Genomic DNA, 18065 nt, shown 5'->3' with positions numbered 1-18065 from the left:
TTTCCAAACAAACGATGCAAAAAGCCTCGATGAAATATTCAATCACCTATTAAAGTGTAACATTGACATAATTGTTAAAAATATTTACGATGCAAATAGGGTGAACACTGCTGCATCTCAAGAAAGGAAAGATGTTTAAATGAGTTATGTAGCAGCAATACAGAATGTATCACGAGCAGCAATTTATGTCAGGGTTAGTACAAAATACTTTACCCAAGAGGAAAGTATCAAGAACCAAGTTTCATTCTTTAAAAATTATGTGAAGCAATTGGGAGAACATTTGGTGGATGTATATATCGATAATGGTATCTCAGGCACTAGTGTAGCAAAGCGGAGTGAACTGCAAAGATTAATGAAAGATGCAGAAAATGAAAAATTTGATGTTGTTTATGTTAAATCAATCTCCCGTTGGTCACGCGATACAGTTGACTCCCTAAACCTAATAAGAAAATTAACAAGTCTTAACATTAGGCTAAAGTCAATCACAGAGAATTACGATTCATTGAATGATAAAAATGAATTTTTATTAACAATTCACTCTGCTGTTGCACAGCAGGAAAGCGATTTAACATCTGCTAGGGTTAAATTTAGTACAGCTGAAACAGCAAGAAAAGGCAAACACCACGGAACACCGCCATATGGATATAATAAAATTGAAGGAAGGCTCATTCCGCATCCCATACGTTCTATTACGGTCCAAGAAATATTTAAGTTATATCTGCATGATGGATGGGGAGTACAAAAAATTGCTAACTACCTAACCTTTCATAATGTTCCTACTCCTCGTACAGTTTTAGGCGCAAAGAATGCCGGAAAAAAATGGCACGATTCTACAATAAGACTAATACTAACCAATCCTCACTATACCGGTGATTTAGTACAAGGACGAGAAACAACAACAGATGATAAAATATTTCTCCAAGAACGCGGTTATAAGAATAGAGTAAAAGTAAGTGAAGAACATCAAATAGTAGTTCAAAATGCTCACGATGCTCTCATAAGCAGTGAAGATTTCCGGGAAGTACAAACCAAGTTAAATAACAAAGCCAACAGGTTTTTCCGTGGAAGAGGAGATAAATCTTTATTTGCCAGACTAGCCTTCTGTGCTGATTGTGGTGCGGGTATGGTTTTCAAAAAAGACCGCAAAGGTTACGTTTGTGGGACCTATCAAAAGAACGGAATTAAAAAATGCGTTTCTCATAATATTAAGCATGACAAACTAAAGATGTCTGTTTTATCAGATTTAAATAAATTAGCAAGCCAATCTGTTAATATGACATCCCTACTTGAGGTTGCTTTAAACGGCTCTGGAATAAAAACTAACCATTTAAAACAAGAAATCAATGATATTAATCAAGAAATAAGCAACATCCAGAATGAAATCACTCAACTCACACGCACTCTTGCGAAAGGTCTTATTACACCTGAAATGTTCAAAATGGCTAACGATACTATTATGAAAGAGCAGGAAACCTTACAAAAAAAAGCGAGTGAAATAAATCAGTTACTTTCCGTTGAAGAAGATACTGAAAATAATTTAGCTGCCTTCCAGGCAGAATTAAAAAAATTCATTAATTTAGAAATATCTAACAAAGAGGTTCTTCGTCAAATGCTACACAACCTCATTAATCAGATTGAAGTATTTGCTGATGGAACTATTGCTATTCATTATAACTTTAGAAATCCGATATTAAAAGGGAGCTTAATATAGCCCCCTCAATATCATTCTTTTAGCGTCAGCAATGATACGCATTCCACATGAGTCGTATGCGGGAACATATCAACAGGTTGTACTTCCTGTGTTTTATATCCGCCTTCTTCTAGTACTTTTAAATCACGTGCTAATGTTGCTGGGTTACATGATACGTATACGACGCGTTTTGGCTTCATGTCGATGATTGTATTTAGTAATGCTTCGTCACAGCCTTTACGCGGTGGGTCTACGACCATTGTGTCAGCAATTACGCCTTCTTTGTACCATTTTGGAATGACTACTTCTGCTTCTCCTACGCCAAATTCAGCGTTTGTCATGTTGTTTAGTGCTGCATTTCGGTTTGCGTCTTCAATTGCTTCTGGGACGATTTCAACGCCGTACACTTTTTTCGCTTTTTGCGCTAGGAATAACGAGATTGATCCGATTCCGCAATAGGCATCAATTACTGTTTCGTTACCGTTTAATTTTGCGTATTCTAACGTTTTATCGTATAGCACTTTCGTTTGTTCTGGGTTTACTTGATAGAATGAACGTGCTGAAATCGCAAATTTAATGTCACCGATAAAGTCATAAATATATTCTGATCCGTACAGTACTGTCGTTTTATCTCCGAAGATTACATTCGTACGCTTCGTATTTACGTTTTGAACAATGGATTTTACTTCTGGGAATTTCGCTGCAATTTCTTCAATGATTGCGTTTTTGTTCGGCAATTCTGCTGTACGTGTAATGAAGACAAGCATAATTTCCCCTGTTACTTGTCCGTAACGAGCCATTACGTGACGAAGTGTTCCTTTGTTACGCTCTTCGTTGTACGCAGTGATACCGTGCTTTTCACAAATACGTTTTACTTCTTGAATTAATGTATCGTTTTCTTCTGCCTGAATTAAGCATGATTCCATATTAATGATATCATGCGTTCCTTGGCGATAGAAACCAGCTACAAGTCCGCCTTCACGTTCTCCGATTGGTACTTGTGCTTTATTGCGATATACCCACGGATTTTCCATGCCAAGTACAGGATGAACAGGAACATCACCTAGTCCTCCGATACGTTGCATAACGTCACGTACTTGTTTTTCTTTCGCTTGTAATTGTCCTTCATAAGTTAAGTGCTGAAGCTGACAACCGCCGCACTGATTATATACTGGACATTCAGCATCTTTACGATATGGACTTTCTGTATGAAGCTTCATTAAACGACCAAATGCGAAGTTTTTCTTCACTTTAATAATTTTAATTTGCGCTTCTTCACCTGGTAATCCGTTTTTAACGAAAATAGGATAGCCCTTTACTTTCGCAACACCGGCACCATCATGTGTTAAATCTTCAAATACTACATCTATAAACTCGTTTTTCTCAACTGGTGGCGTCATTTTAGTACTCATTTTCCGACCTCTCTTTTTCATAACACTGCGTTACATTTTATCATACTTATATGGTCTTTTTCTATTGGAAGAAAAAAAGCTATTGACGATACTTCTCTGTTAATGTTACGCTACTACTAATTTAATACGGACGATGTTACCTCATATATACTTGATAATATGGATCGAGAGTTTCTACCCGGCAACCTTAAATTGCTGGACTATGGGGAAAACTAATGAATATTAGCCTATGCGCAAAAAAGGACTCATATTGATTAGCTTTCTCTCATAGATGAAAGTGAATCCATATGGGTCTTTTTTTATTTTTATTTTTCTAAAAGGTCAGACATCTTACGTATGACATAAAACCTCGTTCTTTTATTTTTAGTAATATAACGAGCGTTTTATGTACAAACTTTATACGAACTTCTGAAAGGGGCAACTACATGCAATATGTAATGAGCATTATCGGTATTCTTGCCGTGTTAGGTTTATGTTTTGCTTTGTCAAACAACAAAAGTAAAATCAACTTCCGTGCAATTGCAATTATGATTGGTTTCCAAATTTTAATCGGTTGGTTTATGTTTGCTACAAAGGTTGGTCAACAAATCATTATTTTCATTAGTAAAGTTTTCAACAAACTAATTAAACTTGGTACGACAGGTGTCGATTTTCTCTTTAATGGAATTCACAGAGATTTTGTCTTTTTCTTAAACGTATTATTAATTATCGTATTTTTCTCAGCACTACTTTCAATCTTTAGTTATTTAGGTGTTTTACCATTCATCGTTCGCGTTGTCGGCGGTGCTATTTCAAAAATTACTGGTTTACCACGCGTTGAGTCATTCCACGCAGTAAACTCTGTATTCTTCGGTTCAAGTGAAGCATTAATCGTTATTAAAAACGATTTACAGCATTTCAATAAAAACCGTATGTTTATCATTTGTTGTTCTGCGATGAGCTCCGTTTCTGCTTCTGTTACAGCATCATACGTAATGATGTTAGATGCAAAATACGTACTAGCAGCTCTTCCGCTAAATTTATTCTCAAGCTTAATCGTTTGTTCGTTATTAACACCAGTTGATACGAAGAAAGAAGATGAAGTGATTCAAAAATTTGATAGAACTCTATTCGGGGACAGCTTTATCGGTGCAATGATTAACGGTGCGCTTGATGGTTTAAAAGTAGCTGGTATCGTTGCCGCATTAATGATCGCCTTTATCGGTGTGATGGAAGTTGTAAACTACGTAATTAGTGCAGCTTCAGGCGCAATGGGACATGCTGTTACTTTACAACAAATCTTCGGTTACGTACTTTCTCCATTCGCATTCTTAATGGGTATTCCAACTCAAGATATTATCCCAGCTGGTGGTATTATGGGTACGAAGATTGTTTTAAATGAGTTTGTAGCAATCCTTGATTTAAAAGACACAGCTACAACATTAGCTCCACGTACAGTTGGAATCGTTACAGTATTCTTAATTAGCTTCGCAAGTATTAGCCAAATTGGTGCAATCGTTGGTACAATCCGTGCCCTTTCTGAAAAACAAGGAAGCGTTGTTTCTAAATTTGGTTGGAAAATGCTATTTGCATCAACACTTGCTTCTATTTTATCTGCGACAATCGCTGGATTGTTTATTTAATAAAAAATCACCTTACTTTAACGAGTAAGGTGATTTTTTTGATTATTTATGAAACCGAGTGAAATTCAACTGCTTCTTCTGTATTGATAATCCTATCTTTATATATACCTTTTATTGAAATGTAAATGATAGATTTGTTTATGTTTTTTAACTTTCCTAATGAAAAATGATAAAGCAATCCATTGCTTTTTAAAGTCCACATCTTTCCACTCCATGGACCAGTAGCTTTTTGTTCATCAGACGCCTTAATTTCACCTTCATATTCGCATTCTCCCAAAGGAGTTTTAATTGTATTCTTCTCTGTATCAATTCGAATATTTTTAATTAGATTCAAATTTTCATCAGAGAGAATTTGAATTTCATGATCTTTCTTTTTAAAAAAGAGTTTTCCATCTTTGGTATTTATATATTCTGCATTATCCATTTTATCTATCATAAAATCATATTCTTCTTTTGTAATACCTAAGTTTTGATGATAAGGAAACGTTTTTTTCGGTATAATTTCTTCTTCGGCATACTTCAAATACCAATCTAAATTATTTGTAATACTATCGCTCATTTTATTTCCGATTTTCTCTAATTTCTCTTTTATCTCATAAGGAAATTCAAGTGTCATAATATCCGCCGTCACTTCCGCATTCATAAGATGCGGTGGAATATACTCTTCCACACTATTTGCTTTACTCACTTCACTTTGACAACCAACTATAAATAGCGATATGAAAAAGATATATATTATTTTTTTATATTTCATTTCTATTCTCCACTCCATATATTATTCTTACTTAGTTTTATAGCGGTTTTCATTATAGTATAAAATCTATATATTTTAATAAAATACATATCCTTATGCAAAATTGCATATTAATATGTATTCTTCTTACTTTAAAATTAGCTTAAATAACTTTCCAAATTATACAAATAACAAGTTTAAAATGTTATAATTTTCAAAAAACCATTGGAGGATATTATGAAAGCTCACGCAATTTTCGATTTCTTACATTTACTAGTCTTAACACTGAAAAGCTATTATGTATGGGGAATGCCTATCTATGTCTTCATTATTCCTCTTATCTTTGTAGTCGGTTATATTATTATTAATTCTAATAAGAAACAAAAAAATACATCTATTCAAAGTCACTAAACTATTACATTAATAGCCTCCTAAAAATCATATTCCCCTCATTTTCTTCAAATGATATGATGAACAAGGGTATATCCCCACCACTCTTATAGCGGTGGGGATTTTAATATCAATATGCAACATACTACACAATAGAAGGTGATTTTTATGAGAAAATACGCAGCAATTGCTTTATGTACGTCTGCCATTCTAGCAGGCTGTAATACTAACAATGTAAGTCCAGAACCTAAAAAAGAGAAAACGGCTCAAGGGATTAAGAAACAAGGAGAGACTGTGCAAGAACAAGGTAAAATCTCATATAATTCAGTTACACACGAATCTACAAACACAAGTATTCATATTACAGACATAAAAGATTCTTTAAATGAAGTACAATATAAAATTTGGCGCACAGCTGATGGCAAGGAAAGTGCTAAATCTTTTTCTTCTAAAGAAAAAGAGAAACAATTCACACTTCCTTTTGATATAAAGGAATTTGAAGGAAAACGCGGTGAGTTCCAAATTGAAGCAACAGGAATGAAAGAAGATGGGAAAACAATCCCGCTTACGAAATCTACTATTACTTTCGAACAAAAGGTTCCTGTTCTTATGTATCACGCAATTGATGATTATCATGGTCAAGGCATTAAAGACTTATTCGTATCACCAGCTAACTTTGAAGCACAAATGAAACATTTAAAGGACAATGGTTATACGCTTTTAACGTTTGAACGCTGGGGCGATATAAATAAAGTAAATAAACCGATTTTCGTTACATTTGATGACGGTATGAAAAATAATATGAATGCATTTCGCATTTTACAAAAGCTAAAAGATGATACTTTTAAACCGGCAGCAACAGAATATATGATTGTTGATAACGTTGATGTAGAAGGAGCATTGTCTACTTCTGAAATAAAAGAAATGGTTGATTCCGGCATTTTCTCGGTGCAATCTCATACTGCAACACATGCAGACTTACCGAAAATTACAAACTATGAGGAAGAGTTAAAAGGTTCAAAAGAAAAGCTAGAAAAAATAACAGGTAAGCCTGTTATCGCGATTGCTTATCCATTCGGTCATGTAGATGATAAGGTTGTTGCAGAAACGAAGAAGTATTATCAATTTGCGACGACGACAAAACCTGGGCAATTCATTACGAAGGGTGAACCTGATGAATTGTTAAAGATGAAGCGCGTTCGTATACACCATACAACGACTGTAGAGCAGTTTGCTTCTTCAATTAAGTAAATATAAGGGCTCAACACATTTTGAGCTCTCTTTTTACTTTATATTTATATATATTTTTAGAATTTTCTTGTATTATATATAGTAAGAAATCTTTCAAATTAAAGGAGATTATACATATGTCATTTGAACAAACGTTAGAGAAATATGCTGCTCTTGCAGTTAATGTTGGTGTTAATATTCAACCTGGACAAACTTTATCAATTAGTGCACCTCTTGAAGCTGTACAATTTGTACGCCTCGTTACAGAAAAAGCATATAAATCTGGTGCAAAACACGTATATGTAGATTGGAATGATGAGACGTTAACACGCTTAAAATTCGATCTAGCTCCTGAAGAAGCTTTCGCTGAATTTCCATCTTGGAAAGCACATGCTCGTGAAGAATTAGCAAAAGAAGGCGCTGCATTTATGTCTATCTATGCAGAAAACCCTGATTTATTAAAAGGTGTAGAACCATCGCGTATCGCAACAGCTCATAAAGTAGCTGGAGAAGCAATGAAAGTATACCGTGATTACGTACAAGCAGATAAAGTAAGCTGGTGTGTCATTTCTGTTCCTACGAAAGAATGGGTTGCGAAAGTATTCCCTGACGTAGCACCAGAAGAACAAGAAGCCAAGTTATGGGATGCTATTTTCAAAGCTACTCGTGCTGATTTAGAAAATCCTGTAGAAGCATGGAAAGAACATGATGAAACATTACATACAAAAGTGGATTACTTAAACGAAAAGCATTATAAAGCTCTTCACTATACAGGTCCTGGAACAGATTTAACAATCGAACTTCCAGAAAAACATGTATGGGCTGGTGCTGGTAGCTTAAATGAAAAGAACGTACCATTTATGGCTAATATTCCAACTGAAGAAGTATTTACAATGCCACTTAAAACAGGTGTAAACGGCCAAGTTTCTAGTACAAAACCGTTAGTATTTGCAGGTAATATTATCGATAATTTCACGTTAACATTTGAAAACGGACGTATCGTAGACTATAAAGCTGAAGCTGGTGAAGAAGCTTTAAAACATTTAGTAGAAACAGATGAAGGTTCTCACTTCTTAGGGGAAGTAGCTTTAGTACCTCATGACTCACCAATTTCAAACACAAATGTTTTATTCTACAATACACTATTTGACGAAAATGCATCTTGCCACCTTGCGATTGGAAATGCTTACGCATTTAACTTAGTTGGCGGAAAAACAATGTCTAAAGAAGAACTTGCTGAAAACGGCGCAAACGCTAGTATTACACACAACGACTTCATGATTGGATCAGCTGAGCTTGATATTGACGGTATTACTGCTGATGGCAGACATGAGCCTATCTTCCGTAAAGGTAACTGGGCGTTTTAAATTTATTACCATAAAGAAACACATTGGATAATCCAATGTGTTTCTTTATTTATTTGGTTTCAATTCAAATTTTATTGTTCTATTTTCATGCGTAAACTCTGGTCTATACGTAGCGATATACGTATTTTCTTTCGCTACGTCAAATAGCATGATATCTTGAATTTTTTCTTCTGGTGCTAACTTTTTACTAATAAAGCTATCAGGGTTATTATATTCTTTAAATCTTGTACCTTTCTTATCGGTAATCTCAAATTCATAAAATGCAAAAGGCATTTCCTTTTCACTATTATTTTCCACTTTGAAAATAATCCCCAAAATCTCCTCTTTCTTTTTATCCTCATCATAATTTGGATATCCTAATTTAACTGAATCGATAGTTACTTGCAAACCATCTACGTCTACCGTCTCCCCTATTTTATACACTTTATCTTGAACATCTTCTTGTTTACTTTCATTACTATCTTTAGTCTCAGTGCAAGCACTTAAACTAAAAGCTATGCCAGAAATCAAAAAAATTCGACTCACCTTTTTTAACATACTATTTCCCCCACATAAGACAATATTTCATATGTATCATAACAAAATGCTTTACGCTTTCTTGTCATATTTTGTCGTATTAATTGCTAACTGCACAAATAGAAAAAAGCTATCTTCTACAAAAGATAGCTTTCATGATGCCGATGAAACCTTAAGCCCAATGACACCCAAAACAATAAAAAGAATACAAAATGCTTGAAATAAACTAATATGCTCTTTAAAAAAGTAAACACTAATGATTGTAATAAGTAATGTTCCAACGCCAGACCAAATAGCATAAGCAATGCTTAAATGAATCTTTTTAACGACGATAGCAAATACGCTAAAACAAATACCATAGAATACGAAAATTAGTACACTCGGAACGAGCTTTGTTAAACCATTTGATAGTTTCATCGCAATTGTTCCAGCTACTTCAAAAATAATTGTAACAAGTAATAATAGCCAATATACCATACTAAAATCTCCTTCTCTGTTACCTTATAGAGATTCTAGTATACTACTTATAGTCCCAATGAAATATATTTAATTTCTAAATATTCCTCGATGCCGAAATGGCCTCCTTCACGACCGATACCACTTTCTTTAAATCCACCAAATGGTGCTTGTGCAACTGATGGAAGACCGTCGTTTAGACCGATAATACCGTACTCTAACGCTTCACTAATTTGGAATGCTTGGCTAATGTCTTTCGTGAAAATATACGCAGCTAAACCGTATGGTGTATTATTTGCACGTTCGATTACTTCATCAACTGTTTTAAATTTCGCAACTGGTGCCACTGGCCCAAATGTTTCTTCATTCATACAAAGCATCGTATCATTTGCCAATCCAATTACAGTCGGTTGAATGAAATGTCCCTCTAACTCTGCGACCTTTTGACCACCATATAAAACTGTTCCACCTTTTTGAATAGCATCTTCAATATGTTCTTGTACTTTTGAAACTGCATTCTCATCAATAAGTGGTCCGACAGTCGTTCCGTCACCGAAACCGTCTCCTACTTTCAACTGCCCTACTGCCTTTTGGAACTTCTCTACAAATACTTCGTATACTTCTTCTTGAACGAATACTCGGTTTGTACATATACACGTTTGTCCTGCGTTACGGAATTTCGAACCAATCACCGCTTCTACCGCTTTATCTAAATCTGCATCATTCATTACGATAAACGGAGCGTGACCACCTAACTCAAGTGAAACTTTTTTCATCGTTTGCGCAGCACTAGCCATTAACTCTTTCCCGATTTCCGTTGACCCTGTAAAGGACACTTTTCGAACACGACTATCTTCCATCCACGTATCGGCAATTGCTTTTGCACTACCTGTTACGATATTGATTACGCCCTTTGGAATATCTGCTTCATGAGCTAATTCAGCTAATTTCAATGCAGTTAATGGCGTTTGACTCGCCGGTTTCACAACGGCTGTACAGCCTGCTGCAAGCGCTGGGGCTACCTTTCTCGTAATCATAGCAGCTGGGAAGTTCCAAGGTGTAATAGCTGCCATAACGCCAACTGGTTGCTTCATAACTAAAATGCGCTTATTCGGATGAGAAGCAGGAATCATTTCACCATATACACGTTTCCCTTCTTCTGCATACCATTCAACAAAACTATTTGCATAATTTACTTCACCAAGCGCTTCTGCAAACGGCTTTCCTTGTTCCTTCGTCATAATCGCTGCGATCTCTTCTTTATTTTTATCAATAAGCATGAACCACTTTTTTAACTTCGTTGCACGATCTGCTGCCGTTAACTTAGACCACGTTTTAAAAGCTTCATGTGCAGCATCAACAGCTTGCTTTGCCTCTGTTACTCCGCCTTTTGGTACAGTTGCAAATATTTCCTTCGTCGCAGGATTATTTACTTCAATTTGTTCTTGTAGTGTAATCCACTCACCATTTATATACATCGCCTTTTTATCTATACTTACGAAAGTCGCCTTTTTATCCAATGTTTTCTTCCTCCTCTATGAACTTCTTAATTTTCCTAGTAGCAGCAGATTGACTAATTTGCAAAAACTCAGCTACTTTATAACTTGATCCATACGTTTTATACGCTTTAAGAATAATATTTCTCTCTACCTCTTCCAGCATTTTATAAAGGCTTTGCCCCGATTGTTCAACTGCAGCCTCTTGCATAGAGAGTGGCAAATCCTCTACCGTTACAACATCATCGACAGTAATAACAATTCTCTCAATTACATTCTCTATTTCTCTATTGTTTCCTTCCCACGGATATCCAACAAACATTTGTAACGTACTCGGCGCTAGTTTCACATCACGTCCGTACTTTTTATTAAATTGCTGCAAGTAATGATAAATAAGCGGTAAAATATCTTCTGTTCTTTCCCTAAGCGGGGGAATTGCAATTGGAATGACATTCAAACGATAGTATAAATCTTTCCGAAATGTTCCTTGTTTCACCATCATACTTAAATCTCTATTTGTTGCCGCCACAATTCGGACATCCACTTTTTTTAATTCTCTTCCGCCTATAGGACGAAATGTTTTTTCTTGCAATACTTGCAAAAGCTTCGCTTGAATTTCAATCGGCATTTCACCGATTTCATCTAAAAAAAGAGTTCCTTTATGCGCGGATTCTAATAGTCCCTTTTTCCCTTCACGATTCGCACCTGTAAAAGATCCACCTGAATATCCAAAAAGCTCTGATTCAATTAAATTAGTTGGCAATGCCGCACAATTAATTTCATAGAAACTTTCATTCTTACGGTGACTCACTTCATGTAAATGGCGTACTAATCGACTTTTCCCAACTCCAGTCTCGCCTAAAACGAGAACAGTACTATCCACTACAGATACTTTTTTGATTGTATCGACTATTTTTTGCATAGCTAGACTTTTAAAAATAAGTCCTTCATGCTCATATGTTTCTCTTAATTCTTTTTTATATGTTTTTAGCTGATTATCCATTTCCTCTACCTTTTGACGTAATTGATAGAGTTCAGTAAGGTCCCGAGAATAACTAATCACTCTTCTTAAATTTCCCTCATCATCAAAAACAGGCCTTGTACGAACGTGTAAATACTCTCCTGATTTTGTAGTTTGAACGAGTTCAATTGGCCTCTTTTTTTCAATCACTTCTAATGTCGCTGATGGATAAAAGATTCCATCCTTTTGTAGTTCTTTTACATGCTTACCAACTAACTCTTCGGCAGCTAGTTGGTAGTGCCTTTCACATGTACTATTTACACGCACAACGATCCCTTGCTCATCTGTAACAAAAATTTCGTCAAACGCATATTCAAATACATCTTTTAAATCCATTAACACTCGTTCCTTTTCTGCAACCATCCTAGCCACCCCTAACTTCAAATCCATCGATCCACTTCACTACCTTTATTATAAAGTGAATTTTCTGCATTTAATATAGAGTCAGCTAGAATGTTTGCTATTTATACTTCAGTTTTTAAACGCGAGCGATGTTTGTTTGTTCATAACAAGCTTGCAACGATTCTTCAATTATTGTTAATCCTTCTTCAAGTTGCTCATCTGTAATAACTAAAGGCATTAACACACGGATAACATTTCCATATGTTCCTGCTGATAATAACAGTAACCCACGCTTATTTGCTTCTGTACATAGATTAGCTGTTAACGCTTTGTCAGGTGCTTTCGTCTTACGATCTTGAACGACCTCAAATGCACACATTGCTCCTAACCCACGCACATCACCGATGCAATGATATTTATTTTTCATCTCTTCGAATCGGTTCATTACGACTTTTCCTAATTCTATCGCTCTATCATTTAATTTCTCATTTTCTATTACATCGAGAACAGCTAATGCAGCCGCACATCCTAATGGACTTCCTGCATACGTTCCACCAAGTTCACCTGGTGCAGACTCATTCATAATTTCTTTACGTCCAATGACACCACTTATCGGTACACCAGCACCTAATGATTTAGACACTGTAATTAAATCTGGAACGACATCATAGTGATCAATTGCAAAATATTTTCCTGTACGACTAAAGCCTGTTTGTATTTCATCCGCTACAAATAAGATGCCGTTCTCTGAACAAATGCGGCGTACTTCTTGAACAAATTTCTTACTTGGGACGATAAATCCACCTTCCCCTTGAACAGGTTCCATTACAACAGCTGCAATTGTTTCTGGTGCTACTTCCGATATGAAGAAGTTCTTAAACTCTTCAATAATAAAATCATCATACTGCTCTTCCGTTAATCCCTCTGGGCGACGGTATTCGTATGGAAATGGTGCTTTATATACTTCTGGAGCAAAGGGACCAAACCCAAATTTATATGGCTTCACTTTACTTGTCATCGTCATTGTCATTAATGTACGCCCGTGGAAACCTTTAGAAAATGCGATAATACCAGGTCTCTTCGTATATTTACGAGCGATCTTCACCGCGTTCTCAACTGCTTCTGCACCACTATTTAAAAAGAGGACTTGCTTATCGAAACTTCCTGGTGCCAATGCCGCAAGCTTTTCCGCTAATTCAATATATGGCTCATACATCATGACATTAAATCCAGTATGAATGTATTGATCGACTTGTTTATGGAGCGCTTCTTTAACCGCTGGATGACAATGCCCTACGTTAATTGTCCCGATTGCTCCTGCAAAATCAATGTACTGATTACCATCAACATCTGTTACAAGAGCACCATTTGCAGATTGTACAAACGTTGGGATGCCGTTACTTACTCCTTTTGGTACTATATTTTGACGGCGTTCTAATAAAGATGCCGCTTTCGGTCCTGGAATTTGTTCATTTACTTTAGCAAATTTTTTTGTGTTCATTGCGTACCCCATCCTTTTCTTTACATTGTTTTCTCTTTTTATTGCAAAATGTATGCCAACTTTCTTTTCTAGCATTTATCCTATATTCTTTGTATCCAGGCATAAAAAATAAGTCTATAAAGACTCATTAAGAGTCTTTATAGACTTATTTTCCTTACACATTAGACTTTTCTTTCTCCCAGAAAAACTCACCCGATTGAGAAATAAACTCTTCAACAGAATCTAACACTAAATCAGCAAGTGGTTCTAATGTTGGACGGTCTCCCGTACCAGATAGCACCCCAATTGCATAGCAATCGCCATTTTTGGCTAAATGTAAATCAGTTGGCGTATCTCCAACAACCGCAACCTCACATGATGCTAAATTAAATTTCTCACAAAACACTTCTATAATCTTTTTATCTGGTTTTTGCGCAGGGAATGTATCCGAGGCTATAATATAATCAAAAAAGTTCTCCAACTTATATTGTTTTAAAAATAATTCTGTTGGTGCAAAATCATCCGCCGTGACAACCCCTAATATAAATCCTTTATCTTTTAATGCCTGTAACACTTTCGGTAAATCTGCTGTCATTTTCATATGCGAACGATGCTCATACATAAGGGAAAATAACTTCTCACTTACCCAATGATGCATCTCTTCTTCTCTAGCAGACTCAATATAATTACAAAGCCCCTTCGCTACATCAAGGCTTGTTCCAGCAGCTATTGCACTCCTCGGATTAACAAATGCTCCCTCTACACCGATCTCTTCTAATAAGGTCTGCCGCATTGTACTTGGTAAATGATATAAACTTATACATTCAGCTACAAGTTCTTCAGCTACTTTTATCCATATTGAATGAAAATCCATTAATGTCCCATCTTTATCAAATAATATCGCCTTTACCTTCTCCATAGCACCGATACGATAAACTTAACTAAATCTATACAATTCAATCAAATTCACACAAGTTAGTGCTTCATCGTGTTCTCGCAGCCCCAAAGGGACGAGGGGTATAACACTCCACACGAGGCAGTATCGTTACCTCCTATTATCAAGCTTTTATTTTACCCATCTTGATAAATTTATCGAAGCATTTAAATCTCTATCGTGATGGCTATTACATGAAGCACAACGCCACTCACGTATTTTTAAACTCCACTGTCCTTCTGGTTGAACTGAATGGTCGTATTTTACTCTGCAACATGAGCAAATCTTGCTTGAAGCGAACCATTTATCAGCTTTTACATACGCAATGCCGTACTTCTCGCACTTGTATGACAGACATTGAAAGAAGAAGTGTAATTTTTGAAATGAAAATGCTTTCGATAGTTTTTTGTTTTTTAACAGGTTTGAGATAGATAAGTCTTCCACAACAATTCTCATTGGTTTGGTTTTCACCAATTTAGCTGTTGCTTGATGGATATGGTTATTTCGGATATTCGTAATTTTCCTAGATAACCGCAGGTGCTCAGCTTTCGCTTTTTCATATCCGGCAGATTGAATTTTTACACCTTTTTTAAATCTCCTAGACATATCTCTTTGTGCTGACTTTTTCCTTTTCAAAAGTTTTTTAACCTTAGCATCTTTGTTTATATTTCGTTCTTTCGTACCATTAGAAGCTACAAACAGCTCTTTTAAACCAACATCCACACCAATCGACTCATTGGTTAGTTCTTGTGATTCAAAGTCTTCTTGGAACCCTACACTAATCCACCAGTGACGACCATCAAAGGTAACTCTTGGATTGGATGGCTTTTTGTTTCTTGGTAGTTGTTGGCTTGTTTTCACTTCTCCAATAGACTGAATATCAACTACTTTCTTTCCTATAATCAGTCTTTCATAATTGGCATAAAACCCTTGAATTAAATCTTTTTTGGATTTATAAGAAGTGTGATAACCATTTTTGTACTTTTTGAACGAATGTTTTCGCGCCTTGTCAAAATCTTTTGAAGCCTGTTTAGGAACTTGTGCGTTGATGTCATGTAACCACTCATATCTCTTTCGCTTCTTGATCTTTGTAAATCGTTTCTGTAAAGCTAACTGTGAAACAGATTTTCCAAATAGCTTATAATATCTATCACTTATTCTTTTACAATAGTTATAAGCAAATCTTGCAGCACCAGCATGGTTTCTAAGCACTTTTTCTTGTTCAGGCGTTGGAATCAGTCTAACTTTCTTCGCCAATATCATCAGAATGTAACTCCTTTAATGAAAGATTTGTTCTTCTGAATCGTAGCGTGTTCCACCAGCATTCTCCTGAGACCACTCGGATGCAAACCTGTTAATTCCGATACTTGACTAACTCGTGAAAATTTCATTATTATTCTCACCTCATCGAACCAAATATAGCACGTACGTTCGATGAAATCAATAAAGTTTGATAGATTCAATAAAATTTATCTTGTTCAACTAAGGGCGCAATTCCTTAGCCAGTTCTCTTATGAACTTCTCATGTTTTCACATGAGCGCAGACTATATGTTTATCTCTTTAGAGATAGAGGATTTTTCCACCACCATAGGCTTGTGATGTACTCTCGTCAGTTATACGAGATAGTCGTTGAACGTTCATCCTATCAATTTTGACTTAGATGATTCGAGGCGGAAGACCCATTGTTCTAGTGTTTAGGATTTAACCTTGCACCATCTGATTGATTTTTTCTGCTTTCGCAACATTCACGCTCGCTATTTCTAGCCACGTTGTAGTTCAATCAGCTTTAGGGATTGCCCGCAGTTAACCCTCACTACTAGCCAATCACTTGACTAGCAGGGCTTACTGATATATTTAATTAACATTGGTTATAATCGGTTAAATAAATCGTAACAGTTAGTTACCCTACCTCTCATTTCTTATCTCTTCCAGTGTATCAATAAAGTATGGATGTAAAATAAAAGAATTGTAAAAATACCATAAAAATCAAACTAACTCCCAATTTACAATTCATTTTAACAAAGTAAAAAAGGATGCCTTTACAGGGCATCCTCTTGATGTTCAGGAACAAATAGTTCTAAACAATGATATATATTTTCGAATTCCATCGGTGCATCTCCACCATACTCACCATCTAAATTAATCATTAGTTTATCTGGTGAATGTACTTTAATTCGGTTCGCTTGTGTATATAACACTTTTGGATTATTAATATGTTCACCACGTTGTGCTTGTGTTGCTGCTTTAATTAAATCAGCGATAGAACCTTTTTTCAGTACTAATAGGTCAAATAACCCATCGTTAATAGATGCATACGGTGCTACCTTTTCAAATCCACCTACTGAACGGGTATTCGTAATTAAAAACATCGTAATTTCTTCTTGTAGTAACTTTCCATCATACTCAATTTCAACATATGTCGGATGCAATGATGGTAACATCTCGATACCTTTTAGGTAATAAGCAAGTTGTCCTAATACTGTCTTTAACTTACTCGGTACTTCGTATGTTAATTCTGTAATACGACCGCCACCAGCGATGTTAATAAAATATGTATCGTTCGCTCTACCAAGGTCTAATGGCACTGTTTTTCCTTCGCAAATAATATCTGCTGCCTCTTCAATAGAACGAGGTACACCAATTGCACGTGCAAAGTCATTTGTCGTTCCAACTGGAATAATTCCAAATTTCGGACGGAATTCATGCCCAACTAAACCGTTTACTACTTCATTTAATGTACCGTCGCCACCAGCCGCAATAACAACATCAAACTTACGATCCGCAGCTTGCCTCGCCGCCACAGTAGCGTCTCCAGGACCCGTTGTCGCATGACAAGATGTCTCATAGCCAGCTTGTTCTAATTTTTGTAATACTTCTGGTAAGCTCTTCTTAAATAGCTCACGCCCCGAAGTAGGATTATAAATAATTCTTGCTCGCTTCATCATTTATTAGCACAGGAAATTTCTTTATGTATCGAAAAAGAACATACTGAACTTCTATTCAGTATTCCCATGCCTACCTCCTCTCATCTTGCTATCCTTCTTTTATCCCGCTCAAACAGGCAGTAAGAACCCGATTCGTGTAGTCCATCAAAAGTAAATATTCATTTCAATGGTTTTTTATTTGACTCCAAAATTTATCCCGCTATTTGCGGGCAGTAAATGCCCAATTGATGAGGGCTAATAATCAATGGTGGATGAACCTCCTACTGATTAAAGTTTCACTTTATTTCTATCCATTCTTCCATAAAAATTTACATATAACGAATAATAACTATCTATTATTTCATGAGATGAAAAAAACCTCTATGTTTAGATTTATCATTATTCCCACCTTTTTGCAACTATCATACCATAGTTGCTATACAAACATTTT

15 protein-coding genes and 1 riboswitch are annotated in these 18065 nt (G+C 35.8%); of the genes, 5 read left to right on the top strand and 10 right to left on the bottom strand.

Annotated elements, in window-relative coordinates; all coding sequences use genetic code 11:
- Positions 1 to 139: 139 nt before the first annotated feature.
- Positions 140 to 1711, top strand: a complete 1572-nt coding sequence (locus BHV55_RS01935; RefSeq protein WP_070758007.1) for a recombinase family protein — start codon at positions 140 to 142, stop codon at positions 1709 to 1711.
- A gap of 11 nt (positions 1712 to 1722) precedes the next feature.
- Here BHV55_RS01935 and rlmD read toward each other — a convergent pair whose 3' ends face one another.
- Complete coding sequence (gene rlmD, locus BHV55_RS01930) at positions 1723 to 3123, bottom strand: 23S rRNA (uracil(1939)-C(5))-methyltransferase RlmD (protein WP_139147428.1); 1401 nt, start codon at positions 3121 to 3123, stop codon at positions 1723 to 1725.
- A 100-nt stretch (positions 3124 to 3223) separates the two neighbouring features.
- Positions 3224 to 3325: riboswitch (purine riboswitch) on the top strand.
- A 202-nt stretch (positions 3326 to 3527) separates the two neighbouring features.
- Between rlmD and BHV55_RS01925 the strand changes: the two genes are divergently transcribed.
- The gene (locus BHV55_RS01925) at positions 3528 to 4724 is read left to right on the top strand and encodes a NupC/NupG family nucleoside CNT transporter (RefSeq protein WP_001200494.1); all 1197 of its coding nucleotides are present in this window, start codon (positions 3528 to 3530) and stop codon (positions 4722 to 4724) included.
- A 46-nt stretch (positions 4725 to 4770) separates the two neighbouring features.
- Here the strand turns inward: BHV55_RS01925 and BHV55_RS01920 are convergent, their stop codons facing one another.
- Positions 4771 to 5478, bottom strand: a complete 708-nt coding sequence (locus BHV55_RS01920) for a hypothetical protein (RefSeq protein ID WP_070758003.1) — start codon at positions 5476 to 5478, stop codon at positions 4771 to 4773.
- Between the two features lie 216 nt (positions 5479 to 5694).
- Between BHV55_RS01920 and BHV55_RS01915 the strand changes: the two genes are divergently transcribed.
- The 3 genes from BHV55_RS01915 (at position 5695) to BHV55_RS01905 (ending at position 8444) form a co-directional block, all read left to right on the top strand.
- Positions 5695 to 5868: a hypothetical protein gene (locus BHV55_RS01915; protein WP_000643592.1), complete on the top strand. Its 174-nt coding sequence runs from the start codon at positions 5695 to 5697 to the stop codon at positions 5866 to 5868.
- 147 nt (positions 5869 to 6015) lie between these two features.
- A complete protein-coding gene (locus BHV55_RS01910) occupies positions 6016 to 7098 on the top strand; it encodes a polysaccharide deacetylase family protein (protein ID WP_001233715.1) in 1083 nt (360 codons plus the stop codon).
- 116 nt (positions 7099 to 7214) lie between these two features.
- Positions 7215 to 8444, top strand: coding sequence for an aminopeptidase (locus BHV55_RS01905; protein WP_070758001.1), 1230 nt, complete (start codon positions 7215 to 7217; stop codon positions 8442 to 8444).
- A gap of 45 nt (positions 8445 to 8489) precedes the next feature.
- On the opposite strand, the gene BHV55_RS01900 is transcribed toward BHV55_RS01905, so the two are convergent.
- The 8 genes from BHV55_RS01900 to BHV55_RS01865 form a co-directional block, all read right to left on the bottom strand.
- Positions 8490 to 8981: a DUF4352 domain-containing protein gene (locus BHV55_RS01900; protein WP_000915112.1), complete on the bottom strand. Its 492-nt coding sequence runs from the start codon at positions 8979 to 8981 to the stop codon at positions 8490 to 8492.
- 132 nt (positions 8982 to 9113) lie between these two features.
- Positions 9114 to 9437, bottom strand: a complete 324-nt coding sequence (locus BHV55_RS01895) for a DMT family transporter (protein WP_000263262.1) — start codon at positions 9435 to 9437, stop codon at positions 9114 to 9116.
- Positions 9438 to 9484: 47 nt separating this feature from the next.
- The gene (gene gabD / locus BHV55_RS01890) at positions 9485 to 10936 is read right to left on the bottom strand and encodes an NADP-dependent succinate-semialdehyde dehydrogenase (protein WP_000358127.1); all 1452 of its coding nucleotides are present in this window, start codon (positions 10934 to 10936) and stop codon (positions 9485 to 9487) included.
- The gene (locus tag BHV55_RS01885) at positions 10929 to 12296 is read right to left on the bottom strand and encodes a sigma-54 interaction domain-containing protein (RefSeq protein WP_000225141.1); all 1368 of its coding nucleotides are present in this window, start codon (positions 12294 to 12296) and stop codon (positions 10929 to 10931) included. The genes gabD and BHV55_RS01885 overlap by 8 nt, the downstream gene beginning before the upstream one ends.
- A gap of 115 nt (positions 12297 to 12411) precedes the next feature.
- Complete coding sequence (gene gabT, locus BHV55_RS01880; protein ID WP_001093007.1) at positions 12412 to 13776, bottom strand: 4-aminobutyrate--2-oxoglutarate transaminase; 1365 nt, start codon at positions 13774 to 13776, stop codon at positions 12412 to 12414.
- A gap of 154 nt (positions 13777 to 13930) precedes the next feature.
- Complete coding sequence (locus tag BHV55_RS01875) at positions 13931 to 14674, bottom strand: HAD family hydrolase (RefSeq protein WP_070757999.1); 744 nt, start codon at positions 14672 to 14674, stop codon at positions 13931 to 13933.
- A 147-nt stretch (positions 14675 to 14821) separates the two neighbouring features.
- A complete protein-coding gene (locus BHV55_RS01870) occupies positions 14822 to 15952 on the bottom strand; it encodes an RNA-guided endonuclease InsQ/TnpB family protein (protein ID WP_048567408.1) in 1131 nt (376 codons plus the stop codon).
- 777 nt (positions 15953 to 16729) lie between these two features.
- Positions 16730 to 17635, bottom strand: a complete 906-nt coding sequence (locus BHV55_RS01865; protein WP_000977679.1) for a diacylglycerol kinase — start codon at positions 17633 to 17635, stop codon at positions 16730 to 16732.
- Positions 17636 to 18065 lie beyond the last annotated feature (430 nt).

Source organism: Bacillus sp. RZ2MS9 (assembly GCF_001816185.2).
GTDB lineage: Bacteria > Bacillota > Bacilli > Bacillales > Bacillaceae_G > Bacillus_A > Bacillus_A cereus.
This window is presented reverse-complemented; position numbering and strand designations above follow the sequence as displayed.

Excerpts from the sequence above, each read along its gene's own strand:
- BHV55_RS01900 (WP_000915112.1), bottom strand. The coding sequence starts at position 8,981 with ATGTTAAAAAAGGTGAGTCGAATTTTTTTGATTTCTGGCATAGCTTTT.
- BHV55_RS01885 (WP_000225141.1), bottom strand. The coding sequence starts at position 12,296 with ATGGTTGCAGAAAAGGAACGAGTGTTAATGGATTTAAAAGATGTATTT.
- BHV55_RS01925 (WP_001200494.1), top strand. The coding sequence starts at position 3,528 with ATGCAATATGTAATGAGCATTATCGGTATTCTTGCCGTGTTAGGTTTA.
- BHV55_RS01910 (WP_001233715.1), top strand. The coding sequence starts at position 6,016 with ATGAGAAAATACGCAGCAATTGCTTTATGTACGTCTGCCATTCTAGCA.
- rlmD (WP_139147428.1), bottom strand. The coding sequence starts at position 3,123 with ATGAAAAAGAGAGGTCGGAAAATGAGTACTAAAATGACGCCACCAGTT.
- BHV55_RS01875 (WP_070757999.1), bottom strand. The coding sequence starts at position 14,674 with ATGGAGAAGGTAAAGGCGATATTATTTGATAAAGATGGGACATTAATG.
- BHV55_RS01935 (WP_070758007.1), top strand. The coding sequence starts at position 140 with ATGAGTTATGTAGCAGCAATACAGAATGTATCACGAGCAGCAATTTAT.
- gabT (WP_001093007.1), bottom strand. The coding sequence starts at position 13,776 with ATGAACACAAAAAAATTTGCTAAAGTAAATGAACAAATTCCAGGACCG.
- BHV55_RS01915 (WP_000643592.1), top strand. The coding sequence starts at position 5,695 with ATGAAAGCTCACGCAATTTTCGATTTCTTACATTTACTAGTCTTAACA.
- BHV55_RS01920 (WP_070758003.1), bottom strand. The coding sequence starts at position 5,478 with ATGAAATATAAAAAAATAATATATATCTTTTTCATATCGCTATTTATA.
- BHV55_RS01905 (WP_070758001.1), top strand. The coding sequence starts at position 7,215 with ATGTCATTTGAACAAACGTTAGAGAAATATGCTGCTCTTGCAGTTAAT.
- BHV55_RS01895 (WP_000263262.1), bottom strand. The coding sequence starts at position 9,437 with ATGGTATATTGGCTATTATTACTTGTTACAATTATTTTTGAAGTAGCT.
- BHV55_RS01870 (WP_048567408.1), bottom strand. The coding sequence starts at position 15,952 with ATGATATTGGCGAAGAAAGTTAGACTGATTCCAACGCCTGAACAAGAA.
- BHV55_RS01865 (WP_000977679.1), bottom strand. The coding sequence starts at position 17,635 with ATGATGAAGCGAGCAAGAATTATTTATAATCCTACTTCGGGGCGTGAG.